This window comes from Amycolatopsis sp. MEPSY49 (assembly GCF_051337345.1).
Lineage (GTDB): Bacteria > Actinomycetota > Actinomycetes > Mycobacteriales > Pseudonocardiaceae > Amycolatopsis.
Genome location: NZ_JBDLYJ010000012.1, coordinates 131143 through 142432, shown reverse-complemented (window position 1 = coordinate 142432; position 11290 = coordinate 131143). Strand labels below are relative to the sequence as shown.

Genomic DNA, 11290 nt, shown 5'->3' with positions numbered 1-11290 from the left:
GTGGCCGGCATGACGTGAATGACTCATTCATGTCGTGTGGCGACATGAATGAGTCATTCACTACGTCGGTGGGGCGGGCCGGGTCGTCACGGGACCGCGATGGCCTCGGCTTCCGAGCGGTGGCGGCGGCAGGCCGTGCAGACCATCGTCTGGCCCAGCAGCGAGCCGTCCCCGGCGACCAGCCGGGCGACGTGCAGCGTGGGCAGGCCGCATTCCTCGCAGGGGATCGGCTTGCTGTCGCGGCTGATCATGACTCGGTTCGGCATCGTGGGGCCCCTTGGCGGGATCGAAGGTCCTGCCCGGCTACCCCGTGGCGTGCGCCACACTCGTCTGGAGCAAGGACCTCACTCGAAAGGAGTAGTCAGGACGCCGGGTACTGCTGCGCTCCGAGCACGGTCGCCAGGTGGACGGCGTTGCGGACCAGCGTCGCGTTCGTCGAGGCCACGGCCTTGGGCGTCTCGTCGAGGTCCTGGTAGTCGCCGCCCTGCATGGCTTCGCCGTTCCAGTACGTCGCGCCCTGCGCGGGCACCGTGAAGCCGGTGTCGTTCAGCGCCTGGAACAGGTCCGCGATGATCTTGTGCGCGCCGTCTTCGTTGCCGACGACGGCGGCCACCGCGACCTTGCCGAACATCGCCGGGCGGCCCTCGTCGTCGGTTTCGGACAGCTCCGCGTCCAGCCGTTCGAGGACACGCTGCGCGACGCTCGACATGTGGCCGACCCACGTCGGGGTGGCGATCAGCAGGATGTCCGCGGCCGCGATCTTGCGGCGGATCTCCGGCCATTCGTCGCCGGCGCCCATGTCGGCCTCGACGCCCGGGCGGACGTCGTGGTCGACGACGCGGACCAGCTCGCCGGTCGCGCCGCGCTCGGCGAAGAGGTCGAGCAGCTGGCGCGCGATGAGGTCGCTGCTCGACTTGGCGGGCGACGGCTTGAGCGTGCAGGTCAGCGCGAGGACGCGCAGGGTCATGACTGCCTCCTGGGTTGGGTTCCGACGCCGACGTGCGTGAAGCCCGCGACGGCGTCGGGATCGAGCAGGTTGCGCGTGTCGACGACGATCGGCTGCGCGGCCGACGCGGCCAGCCGGGCCCAGTCGAGGTCCCGGAACTCCGGCCATTCGGTGAGCACGACCAGCGCGGCGGCGTCCTTGGCCACCAGGTACGGGTCGTCGACGACCTGGACGGCGTCCAGGCCGGGCACGGCTCCCACGGCCGGGTCGTGGGCGGCCAGCTCCGCGCCCGCCCGCGCGAGATCGGCCGCCACCGCGAGCGCGGGCGAGTCGCGCAGGTCGCCGGTGCCGGCCTTGAACGCCAAGCCCAGCAAGCCGATCCGCGCGCCGGCGAGGGACCCGGCCGGCGACCCGGTGACGGCCTGGCGGACGGCCCGCACGACCCGCGCGCGCTGCCGGGCGTTGACGCGGACCGCGTCGCGCAGGATGCCGAACTCGACACCCGCGGACTCGGCCGCGTGCAGCAGCGCCGAGGTGTCCTTCGGCAGGCACGACCCGCCCCAGCCGGGGCCGGGGGCGAGGAACTCCGGGCCGATCCGCGCGTCCAGGCCCATGGTGCGGGCGACCTCGCGGACGTCGGCGCCGAACCGCTCGCACAGTTCGGCGAGGACGTTCACATACGACAGCTTCACCGCGAGGAACGCGTTGCTCGCGTACTTCGCGAGTTCGGCACTGGCCGAGTCGGTCGCCACGACCGGCGCGCCGGTCGGCTCGTACAGCCGCGCCACGCGCGAAGCCGCAGCCGACCCCGGCGGGTCGGCCCCCACCACGACCCGGTCCGGGTGCAGGAAGTCCTCGACGGCGTGCCCTTCCCGCAGGAACTCGGGGTTGGCCACGACCGGCAGGTCGTCCCGCCCCAGCAGCCCGGGCAGCCGGACCGCGGTGCCGACCGGGACGGTCGACTTCGTGACCACCACGCAGCCGGGCCGCAGCAGGCGCCCCAGCTGCGGCACGACCTGCTCGAGAACCCCGAGGTCGGGCCGCCCGTCCTCCGCGGGCGGGGTCGGCAGGCAGAGGAAGACGACACCGGCGCCGTACAGCTCGGCCTGGGCGTCGGTGAAGGTGAGCGTCTCGTCCTCGATGCCCTGGGCGACCAGCTCGGCCAGGCCGGGCTCGGCGATGCCCACCTCGCCCCGGCCCAGGGCGTCCACTTTGGACTCGTCGGTGTCCACGCAGGTCACCCGGTGCCCCAGCCGCGCGAAGCAGGCGGCGCTGGTCAGGCCGACGTAGCCCGCGCCGACGATCCCGATGTGCTCAGCCATGCGCCACCCGCGCTTCCAGCGCCGAGCGCGTCGCGGCCAGCACGCGTTCCTCGCCGAGGAGCAGCAGACCGCCGTCGGGCTCTTCGCCGTGCGGGTCGCCGACGTTGCCCGCCCACAGCACGACGTGCTGCCGCGCGGCCGGCGGCGGGCCCCACAGCCGGGGCGGGGTCGGGCCGAACAGGAGCACCGACGGTGTGCCGAACGCGGTCGCGAGGTGCCCGACGCCGGTGTCGCCGCAGACGACCAGCGCGGCCCCGGCCACCAGCGCGGCCAGTTCCGCCAGGTCCGTCCGCCCGGCCAGCACGGCGTCGTCGCCGAGCCCGGCGCGGTCGGCGATCGACGACGCCAGCTCGCGTTCGGCGGCGCTGCCGGTGAGCACCACGCGGTGCCCGGCCGCGGCGAGCGCCCGCACCACGCCGGCGAAGCGCTCCGGCGGCCAGCGGCGTGCGGGGAACGCGGCCCCGGGGTGCACCACGACGGCGTCCGGCGCGGGGCTCGGGCCCGGCGGCACCGGCAGCCGCAGCGCCGTGCGGTCCGCTTCCAGGTGGGCGTACTCGACGAGCCGGCACCAGCGGTCGACTTCGTGGACGTCGTCGCGCCACTCGAGGCCCGGGACGTCGGGGAAGTCGGGGTGGTGGTGGGTCAGCACCTCGGCGGGGTCGGTGGCCAGCAGGTCGTGCAGGCTCTCGGGGCCGCTGCCGTGCAGGTTGACGGCGAGCCGCGGCGGCGGCCCGGGCCACGCGAGGTCGCCCAGGCCCGCGGTCGGCAGCAGCTCGTCCACCGCGTCGATCAGCTCGACGAGGTCGCGCAGCCCCTCCGGCGCGGCCAGGACCAGGCGGTCGTCCGGGTACGCGGCCCGCAGCGCCCGCAGCGCGGGGACCCCGGTCAGCAGGTCGCCCAGCCCGAGCGCGCGCAGCACGAGGACCGCGGAGCTCACGGCCACGACCCCTCCTCCGACGCGCACACGACGAGTTCGCGCACCTCGGAGCCGGGCGGCTGCCGGAGGGCGAACACGACGGTGTCCGCGACGTTCTCGGGCTGGTTGAGCTTCGCGTCCGGCGGCGGCTTGTACTGGTCGGTGCGGCCGTCGAAGAAGTGCGTCCACATCCCGCCGGGGATCAGCAGCGTGACGCCGACGCGCCCGGCCAGCTCCGCGGCCAGCGCCCGGGTGAACCCGACGACGCCGAACTTCGAGGCACAGTAGGCGGTTGCGTCGCTCACCGCCTTGATGCCCAAAGTGGACGCCACGGTGACGACCGTCCCGTGCGACCGCTCCAGGTGGGGCAGCGCGGCGCGGACGACGGCGGCGGTCCCGAGCAGGTTCACCTTCACCACCCGCTCCCAGTCCTCAGTGGACACTTCGCCGAGCGGGCCGCAGGCATCGGTGCCGGCGGCGGTGAAGACACCGTCCAGTCCTCCCGCGCGGTCGGCCAGCTCGCGCACCGCGGCCTCGGTCGCGGCGGTGTCGGTCAGGTCGGCTTCGACGTATTCGGCCGGGTCCTCGGGGCGGACGCGGTCGAGGACGTACGGGGTGCCGCCCGCCTTGCGGACGGCGTCGACGGTGGCGGCGCCGAGGCCGGAGGCGCCACCGGTGATCAGGACGTTGCCGAGGGGTCGCATCGCACTCCTTCGGGGATCGGGGGTTTCAGGCACTGGCCGCCGCGGCGACCAGCCGGGACGTCGAATAGCCGGGGACGGTCGGGACGAGCACGACCTCGCCGCCGTGGCGTTCGACGACCTCGCGTTCGGGCAGGTCGGCCGCCGCGTAGTCCCCGCCCTTCACCCACACATGCGGGCGCAGCCGCTCCAGCAGAGCGGCGGGGGAGTCTTCGTCGAACACGGCCACGGCGTCCACAAAGGACAACGCCGTCAGCAGCCGGGCCCGGTCGCGGTCCCGCACCAGCGGGCGGCCGGGGCCCTTGAGGGCCCGCACCGACGCGTCGGAATTGAGGCAGACGACGAGGGCGTCGCCGAGCGCGCGGGCCTGTCGCAGCAGGCTCACGTGCCCGGGGTGCAGCAGGTCGAAGCAGCCGCCGGTGGCGACGAGGCGGCCCCCGCGGTCCCGGACGCGCTCGGCGAGCCCGAAGGCGTCGGTGGCCGGCTGCGGGTCCGCCACCGGGCCGTCGTTCGTGGACAGCGCGGTGGCCCCGCCGTCGGCGACGAACCGGGCGGCCGCCTCGACCGCGGTCGTGACGGCTTCCCCCGCGTCGGCCCCGTCGAGCAGGGCCGCGGTGGCGGCCGCGGCGAACCGGTCGCCCGCACCACACGTGTCGGGCGCGGCGTGCCCCGGCACCCGTGCCGCGGCGGGGATCGGCACGGCCGTTTCGCCGAGGCCGTCGGACAGCACGGCGCCGCGCGAGCCGACGGTCACCGCGACCGCGCCGGCGTGCCAGTGCCCGCGCAGCAGCTTGGCCAGCTCGGCCGGTTCTTCGTGCCCGGCGAGCACCGCCTGCGCCTCGGCGAGGTTCGGGGTGACCAGCGCGGTGCCCGGCACCGGCTGCGCGCCGCGCGGGTGCGGGTCCCAGACCACCGGGATCCGCTCGGCCCGCTCCCGCAGGAGCCGTCGGACGTGCGGGTTGCGCGTCAGGCCGCGCCCGTAGTCGGCGACGAGGATCGCGCCGGCGTCTTCGAGGGCCTCGCGCACCGCGGCGGGCAGCGGGCCGGCGGTGGCCGTGCCGTCGCCGGAATCCAGGCGCAGCAACGACTGCCCGCCCGCGCGGACGCGGGTCTTGCACACCGTCGTGCCGCGCAGCGGCAGCGGCAGCACGGTGACGTCGGGTTCGAGCAGGCCGGTGAGCGTGTGCCCGCCTTCGTCGTCGCCCAGCGGCGTCACCAGCACGACCTCGGCCGCGGACCGCGCCGCCAGCAGGGCGGCGAGGCCGGCGCCACCGGGGCGGCGCCGCCGCGCGGTCAGGTCGACCACCGGCACCGGCGCCTCCGGGCACAGCCGCTCGGCGGTGCCTTCGACGTCGACGTCGAGCAGCGTGTCGCCGAGGACGACCAGCGGCCTCACGCGGTCACTCCGAGCGCGTCGTCGAGCGCCGCGCACAGGCCGTGCACCAGGGCCAGGTGCATCTCCTGGACGGTCGCGACGGTCGGCGCTTCGACCGTCACGGCGTCGTCGCACAGCGCGGCGAGCGGGTTCGGCGCGGGCCCGGTCAGCGCCCACGTGGTGACGCCCAACTCGTGCGCGGCCTTCGCCGCGGCGACGACGTTCTGGCTGGTTCCGCTGGTGGACAGGCAGACCAGCACGTCACCCGGCCGCCCGTGCGCGCGCACCTGGCGGGCGAAGACCTCGTGGTCGCCGTAGTCGTTGACGATGGCCGTGGTCGCGGAGGTGTCCGCGTGCAGCGCGATCGCCGACAGCGGCTGCCGCTCGTGGCGGAACCGCCCGACGAGCTCGCCGGTCAGGTGCTGGGCCTCGGCCGCGCTGCCGCCGTTGCCGCAGGCGAGCAGCCGGCCGCCGCCTTCGAAGACACCGGCCAGGTGCCGGCCCCAGCCGGTGATCTTCGGCGCGGATTCGCGGGTCCGCCGGGCGGCCTCGGCGAGAGCGGCGAGATGGTCTTCCATCACGGCACCTCCTTCTCCTCCGGCGACGCCGCGCCGGCTCGTGTCGGACGGGGACGCCGGAGCACGAACGGCCCGAGCGCCAGCAGGTCGATCGGCGCCGAGCCGAAGCACTCGAGCGCGTCGCGCGGCGAGTCGACCATCGGCCGGCCCGCGGTGTTGAGGCTGGTGTTGATCACGACCGGCAGCCCGGTGCGCCGCTCGAACCCGGCGAGCATCCGGGCCAGCACGGGGTTTTCCCGGTCTTCGACGGTCTGGACGCGGGCGGTGCCGTCGACGTGCGTGACGGCGGGGATCTTGTCCCGCCAGTCTTCGGCGACGTCGTGCACGAACAGCATGTACGGGCTCGGCAGCGGGCCGCGGGTGAAGATCCCGGCCGCCCGCTCGGCCCGCACCATCGGCGCGACCGGGCGGAACTGCTCGCGGCCCTTGACGTCGTTGAGGCGTTCGAGGTTCGCCTTGCGGCCCGGATGGGCCAGCAGCGACCGGTGGCCCAGCGCCCGCGGGCCGAACTCGGCGCGGCCCTGGAACCAGGCCACGACGGCGTCGTCGGCGAGCGCTTCGGCGACGGTTTCGGCGACGTCGTCGGGACGTTCGTAGGGCAGCTTCGCCTTGACGAGGATTTCTTCGAGCTGTTCGTCGGTCCATTCGCGACCCAGGCCGGCGTCGCCCATCGGCGCGCCGCGTTCCCCGGCGTCGGCGGCCAGCTGCAGGGCCGCGCCCAGCGCCGTGCCGGCGTCGCCCGCCGCGGGCTGCACCCACACCCGGTCGAACGGGCCTTCGGCGTGCAGCCTGCTGTTGGCGACGCAGTTCAGCGCGATCCCGCCGGCTAGGGCGAGGTCGCGGTGGCCCGTCCGGTCGTGCAGCCAGTCCGTCAGCTCCAGCAGGATGTCTTCGAGGACTTTCTGGACACTCGCCGCGAGATCGGCGTGCCGGCGCGTGAGCTCTTCGCCCGGTCCCCGGCGTGGGGCCAGCTCCCCGAGGCTCACCCCGTCGGCGTGGAAGCCGCCGTCGCCGGTGACGTGGACGTGCTCGCAGAGTTCGTCGAGGTACACCGGCTTGCCGTAGGAGGCCAGCGCCATGACCTTGTACTCGTCGCTGGAGCGGGCGAAGCCGAGGTGCTCGGTCAGGTCTTCGTAGAGCAGGCCGAGCGAGTGGGGAAGCCGTTGCGCCGCCAGTTCCTTGAAGCGGCCGTCGCGGTACTCACCGGCCAGGTAGGACGTGCTTTCGCCGCGGCCGTCGGCCACCAGCACGGCGCAGTCGCCGAACGGCGCGGCCAGCGCGGCCGACGCGGCGTGCGCGACGTGGTGGCGGACGAACCGGACGATGCCCGGGTCGAGACCGGGCAAAGCGGACCTGAGGAACAGCGGGGCCCGTTTCGCGAACTCGGTCCGCAGTTCCTCGCCGCTCGGGTCGTGGCCGGGCAGACCGGGTTCGACCAGCGCGGGATCGTAGGAGTAGCCGACGGCGTCGAGGTCCTTCGCGGACAGTCCGGCCCGTTCCAGGCACCAGGCCGCAGCCTGCGCGGGCTGCTCCCACGTGGAGAACGGGACGGCCTGCTTGCCGTGCTTGCGGCGGCTGAAGCGTTCTTCTTCGGCCGCGGCGACGATCTCGCCGTCCACCACCAGCGCGGCGGCCGGGTCGTGGAAGACGGCGTTGATCCCGAGGATGCGCATCGACCTGCCTCTGGCGTTCCGGTGCGGACTCCTTCGCCGGTCCGCTCTCGCCTATAGCGCTACCCGGCGAAGTCACCCATAAACGAATGCGCGCAAAACCCCTGGGCGTCGCTACTCACCGCAGCGGTGCTCGGCGGAACCACGCCGCAGTGCGACGGAGACCGTCGTCGGCGTCGATCTTCGGTTCCCACCCCAGGACGTCCCGCGCGAGGGAGATGTCGGGGCAGCGGCGCTTCGGGTCGTCGACGACGGCGTCGATCTCCTCGATGGGCGAGTCGGACCCGGTGATTTCCTTGATCCGCTCGGCGACCTGGCGGACGGTCAGCTCGTGCGGGTTGCCGATGTTGACCGGTCCCGGGTGGTCCGACCGCGCGAGGGCCAGGAGGCCGCGGACGGTGTCCTCGACGTAGCAGATGGACCGCGTCTGCTCGCCGGTACCGGTGACGGTGATCGGTTCGCCCTTGAGGGCCTGGTCTACGAACGCGGGGATCATCCGGCCGTCGTGGGCGCGCATGCCGGGGCCGTAGGTGTTGAAGATCCGCGCGATCCCGGTGTCGACGCCGTGTTCGCGCCGGTAGGCGAAAGTGAGTGCTTCGGCGAAGCGCTTGGCCTCGTCGTAGACGCTGCGGGGGCCGATGGGGTTGACGTTGCCCCAGTACTCCTCGCGCTGCGGGTGCTCCAGCGGATCGCCGTAGACCTCGCTGGTGGAGGCGAGGACGAACCGGGCGCCGTCGCGGCGGGCGAGGTCGAGCGCGTGCTCGGTGCCGTGCGAGCCGGCGCGCAGCGTCTCCAGCGGCAAGGCGAGGTAGTCGCGGGGCGACGCGGCCGAAGCCAGGTGGAAGACGACGTCGGCGCGGCAGCCCAGCGGCATCGGCTGCGTGACGTCGTGGCGCACGAACCGGAACTTCTCGTGGCGGCGCAGCTCGTCGAGGGTGTCCGCCGAGGACGTCGCGAGGTTGTCCACGGCGATCACTTCGACGTCGTCTTCGAGCAGCAGCTCGCACAGGTGGGCGCCGACGAAGCCGGCACCCCCGGTCACCACCGCACGTTCGAACCGCCTGGTCACTCCCGGATTCGTCATGCCGTTGCGGCTACCCGGCGGCTCCGGCCGCAAACCCGTGTAAGCCCATGGCTGGCGGGTACGCCGGAGGCATGCGAGTTCTGCTCACCGGATGGGCCAGTTTCCTGCACGGCGAAGCGACCGCGGGCGACGTCCTCAGCTTGCGCGCGGTGGGGGCCGCGCTCGAGCGGGCGGGGATCGACCACGACGTCGTGTGGAGCCCCGGCTTCCGCCCCGGTACCCGGCACCTGCCCGACGCGCCACCCGAGGACTACACGCACGTGGTGTTCGCCTGCGGCCCGGTGCACGGGCCGCAGGTGCGTTCGCTGCACGAGCGGTACGCGTCCTGCCGCCGGATCGCGATCGGCGTGTCCGTGCCCGACCCGGATGACCCGGCGGTGACCGGGTTCCACCAGGTCTTCCCGCGCGACGACGGAGTCACCCCGGACCTCTCCCTGGCCGCGTCGGTCTCGACGACCCCGGTACTCGGCGTGGTCCTCGCTCCGCACCAGCCCGAGTACGGCGGCGCGGGGCGGCACGACGACGTCCACGACGCGCTGACCGGCTGGGCCGCCGGCCTGGACTGCGCGCGGGTACCGCTGGACACGCGGCTGGCGCACGAGGACTGGCAGCGGTGCGCGACGCCGGACCAGTTCGTCTCGCTGGTGTCCAAAATGGACGTTCTCGTGACCACGCGGCTGCACGGGCTGGTGCTCGGGCTGAAGGCCGGGGTCCCGGTGGTCGCCGTCGATCCGGTGGCCGGCGGCGGAAAGGTGACCGCGCAGGCGAAAGCGCTCGGCTGGCCGGTCGTCGCGGCCGAGGATGCCGGGGACACCGCGCTGCTCGACGCCCGCCTGAAGTGGTGTCTGTCCACTGCGGTCGCGCCACCGCCGACGCCGTCGCTGGCGGGGCTCGTGGACGAGCTGGCGGGCTCGCGGTGAGCGCGCGCACGACCGTCGTCATCGCCACCCACAACCGCGCCGGCGAGCTCGCCCGCACCCTCGCCCAGCTGTCCTCTTTGGACCCGCGGCCGCCGGTCGTGGTGCTGGACAACGCTTCCGAGGACGACACCGCCGAGGTTGCCGCGGGCTTCCCCGGCGTCCGGCTGATCCGGCTGCCGCACAACCTCGGTGCCGCCGCCCGCACGCTCGGGGTGCTCGTCGCCGAGACGCCGTACGTGGCCTTCAGCGACGATGACTCGTGGTGGGCGCCCGGCGCGCTGCCGGAAGCCGAACGGATCTTCGACGAGCACCCGCGGACCGGCCTCCTCGCCGCGCGCACCCTCGTCGGCCCGGAATGCCGGGACGACCCCGTGACACCCGACATGGAACGCAGCCCGCTCGGCCGCCCCGACGGCGCCCCCGGGCCGCTGGTGCTCGGGTTCCTCGCCTGCTCCGCGATCGTCCGGAGGACGGCGTACCTCCAGGTCGGCGGCTTCAGCCCACTGCTGCACTTCGGCGCGGAGGAGCAGTTGCTCGCCTACGACCTGGCCGCGCGCGGCTGGGACGTCTGCTATGTCGGGCACCTGCGGGCCCACCACCACCCTTCGCGGTCGCGGCCGCCGTCGTCCTGGCGCCGCCGCGCCGAACTGCGCAACCGGCTGCTCATCGCGGTGCTGCGCCGGCCGCCGCGGGTCTGCCGCCGGGAGGTGGCCCGGACGCTCGTCACCGCGCCCGGCGCCGTGCTCGGCGCGGTGGCCCGGCTGCCCCGGGCGCTGGGCTCCCGCCGCGTCCTGCCCGCCCACGTCGAACACCAGGCCCGGACTCTGGAAAGGACCGCCGAATGGCGCGCATCTCGGTCGTGATCATCACCTGCAACCGGCGTGAGCAGCTGCGGGAGACCCTGGCGCACATGACGTCCTTACCGGACGATCCGCCGATCTTCGTCGCGGACAACGGGTCCGCCGACGGCACGGCCGACATGGTCGCCCGCGAGTTCCCCGGCGTCCGGCTGTTCCCGTTGCGGGAGAACCTCGGCGCGGTGGCGCGCAACATCGCCGTCGAGGAGGTGACGACGCCGTACGTGGCGTTCTGCGACGACGACACGACGTGGCAACCGGGCGCTTTGACCCGGGCTGCGGACATTTTGGACGCCCACCCCGGACTCGGCTCGGTGACCGGCCGCTGCCTGGTCGAGCCGGGCCTGGCCGAGGACCCGATCACGCCGGAGCTGCGCGAATCGCCGGTGCCGGGCCCGTCGTGGCTGCCGGGGCCGGCGCTGCTGGGCATCATGGCCGGGCTGACCGCCGTGCGCGTCAGCGCGTTCCGCGAGGTGGGCGGCTTCTCGACGCGGATGTGGCTGGGCGGTGAGGAAGAGCTGTTCGCGTTGGACCTCGCCGCGCGCGGCTGGTGGATGTGCTGGGCCGAGGACGTCGTGATCCACCACGCGCCGTCGAAGCTGCGCGACCCGCGCCACCGCCGCCGCCTCGGCATCCGCAACACACTGTGGACACTCCTGCTGCGCCGTCCCTGGCCGGCGGTCTTCCGCCGCGGCCGCGAGGTGCTGCGCACGGCCCCGCGCGATCGCGCGACGGCGGCGGCCCTGCTGGACGTGCTCCGCGGCCTGCCGTGGGTGCTGCGCGACCGCCGCGTCGTCCCCTCGCACGTCGAGCACGGCCTGTATCTGCTGGAAGAACCCCAGCGCACCTCGAAGGCCCGCCGCTACGTGGGCTGACGCGGTCGTGAGTGTTCAGGGCGGTCAACCGCCCTGAACACTCACG

12 protein-coding genes are annotated in these 11290 nt (G+C 74.2%); 3 read left to right on the top strand and 9 right to left on the bottom strand.

Annotated elements, in window-relative coordinates:
* Positions 1 to 86: 86 nt before the first annotated feature.
* The 9 genes from ABFJ78_RS38975 to ABFJ78_RS38935 all read right to left on the bottom strand — a co-directional run bounded on the left by ABFJ78_RS38975 (position 87) and on the right by ABFJ78_RS38935 (position 8592).
* The gene (locus tag ABFJ78_RS38975; protein WP_372672827.1) at positions 87 to 266 is read right to left on the bottom strand and encodes a hypothetical protein; all 180 of its coding nucleotides are present in this window, start codon (positions 264 to 266) and stop codon (positions 87 to 89) included.
* A 95-nt stretch (positions 267 to 361) separates the two neighbouring features.
* Complete coding sequence (locus tag ABFJ78_RS38970; RefSeq protein WP_436392467.1) at positions 362 to 967, bottom strand: flavodoxin family protein; 606 nt, start codon at positions 965 to 967, stop codon at positions 362 to 364.
* A complete protein-coding gene (locus ABFJ78_RS38965) occupies positions 964 to 2268 on the bottom strand; it encodes a UDP-glucose dehydrogenase family protein (protein ID WP_436392466.1) in 1305 nt (434 codons plus the stop codon). Before ABFJ78_RS38965 ends, ABFJ78_RS38970 begins: the two co-directional genes overlap by 4 nt.
* Positions 2261 to 3211 carry a glycosyltransferase family 9 protein gene (locus ABFJ78_RS38960; RefSeq protein WP_436392465.1) on the bottom strand — a complete coding sequence of 317 codons (951 nt, stop codon included), beginning with the start codon at positions 3209 to 3211 and terminating at the stop codon, positions 2261 to 2263. Before ABFJ78_RS38960 ends, ABFJ78_RS38965 begins: the two co-directional genes overlap by 8 nt.
* Positions 3202 to 3888 carry an SDR family oxidoreductase gene (locus ABFJ78_RS38955; RefSeq protein ID WP_436392464.1) on the bottom strand — a complete coding sequence of 229 codons (687 nt, stop codon included), beginning with the start codon at positions 3886 to 3888 and terminating at the stop codon, positions 3202 to 3204. Before ABFJ78_RS38955 ends, ABFJ78_RS38960 begins: the two co-directional genes overlap by 10 nt.
* Before the next feature lie 25 nt (positions 3889 to 3913).
* Positions 3914 to 5281, bottom strand: coding sequence for a PfkB family carbohydrate kinase (locus ABFJ78_RS38950; RefSeq protein ID WP_436392463.1), 1368 nt, complete (start codon positions 5279 to 5281; stop codon positions 3914 to 3916).
* Positions 5278 to 5838 (bottom strand): D-sedoheptulose-7-phosphate isomerase, encoded by a 561-nt coding sequence (locus ABFJ78_RS38945; RefSeq protein WP_436392600.1) that lies wholly within the window; start codon positions 5836 to 5838, stop codon positions 5278 to 5280. Before ABFJ78_RS38945 ends, ABFJ78_RS38950 begins: the two co-directional genes overlap by 4 nt.
* Positions 5838 to 7511, bottom strand: coding sequence for a carbamoyltransferase family protein (locus ABFJ78_RS38940; protein ID WP_436392462.1), 1674 nt, complete (start codon positions 7509 to 7511; stop codon positions 5838 to 5840). Before ABFJ78_RS38940 ends, ABFJ78_RS38945 begins: the two co-directional genes overlap by 1 nt.
* A gap of 115 nt (positions 7512 to 7626) precedes the next feature.
* Positions 7627 to 8592 carry a UDP-glucuronic acid decarboxylase family protein gene (locus ABFJ78_RS38935; protein ID WP_436392461.1) on the bottom strand — a complete coding sequence of 322 codons (966 nt, stop codon included), beginning with the start codon at positions 8590 to 8592 and terminating at the stop codon, positions 7627 to 7629.
* 71 nt (positions 8593 to 8663) lie between these two features.
* Here ABFJ78_RS38935 and ABFJ78_RS38930 point away from each other — a divergent pair, with 71 nt between their 5' ends.
* The 3 genes from ABFJ78_RS38930 to ABFJ78_RS38920 are packed head-to-tail and all read left to right on the top strand — an operon-like array spanning position 8664 to position 11244.
* A complete protein-coding gene (locus tag ABFJ78_RS38930) occupies positions 8664 to 9512 on the top strand; it encodes a polysaccharide pyruvyl transferase family protein (protein WP_436392460.1) in 849 nt (282 codons plus the stop codon).
* Entirely contained in the window at positions 9509 to 10375 is an 867-nt protein-coding gene (locus tag ABFJ78_RS38925; protein WP_436392459.1) for a glycosyltransferase family 2 protein, read from the top strand. Before ABFJ78_RS38930 ends, ABFJ78_RS38925 begins: the two co-directional genes overlap by 4 nt.
* Positions 10354 to 11244, top strand: coding sequence for a glycosyltransferase family 2 protein (locus tag ABFJ78_RS38920; RefSeq protein WP_436392458.1), 891 nt, complete (start codon positions 10354 to 10356; stop codon positions 11242 to 11244). Before ABFJ78_RS38925 ends, ABFJ78_RS38920 begins: the two co-directional genes overlap by 22 nt.
* The last annotated feature ends 46 nt before the right edge of the window (positions 11245 to 11290 follow it).

Excerpts from the sequence above, each read along its gene's own strand:
- ABFJ78_RS38940 (WP_436392462.1), bottom strand. The coding sequence starts at position 7,511 with ATGCGCATCCTCGGGATCAACGCCGTCTTCCACGACCCGGCCGCCGCG.
- ABFJ78_RS38930 (WP_436392460.1), top strand. The coding sequence starts at position 8,664 with ATGCGAGTTCTGCTCACCGGATGGGCCAGTTTCCTGCACGGCGAAGCG.
- ABFJ78_RS38945 (WP_436392600.1), bottom strand. The coding sequence starts at position 5,838 with ATGGAAGACCATCTCGCCGCTCTCGCCGAGGCCGCCCGGCGGACCCGC.
- ABFJ78_RS38935 (WP_436392461.1), bottom strand. The coding sequence starts at position 8,592 with ATGACGAATCCGGGAGTGACCAGGCGGTTCGAACGTGCGGTGGTGACC.
- ABFJ78_RS38975 (WP_372672827.1), bottom strand. The coding sequence starts at position 266 with ATGCCGAACCGAGTCATGATCAGCCGCGACAGCAAGCCGATCCCCTGC.
- ABFJ78_RS38970 (WP_436392467.1), bottom strand. The coding sequence starts at position 967 with ATGACCCTGCGCGTCCTCGCGCTGACCTGCACGCTCAAGCCGTCGCCC.
- ABFJ78_RS38955 (WP_436392464.1), bottom strand. The coding sequence starts at position 3,888 with ATGCGACCCCTCGGCAACGTCCTGATCACCGGTGGCGCCTCCGGCCTC.
- ABFJ78_RS38920 (WP_436392458.1), top strand. The coding sequence starts at position 10,354 with ATGGCGCGCATCTCGGTCGTGATCATCACCTGCAACCGGCGTGAGCAG.
- ABFJ78_RS38965 (WP_436392466.1), bottom strand. The coding sequence starts at position 2,268 with ATGGCTGAGCACATCGGGATCGTCGGCGCGGGCTACGTCGGCCTGACC.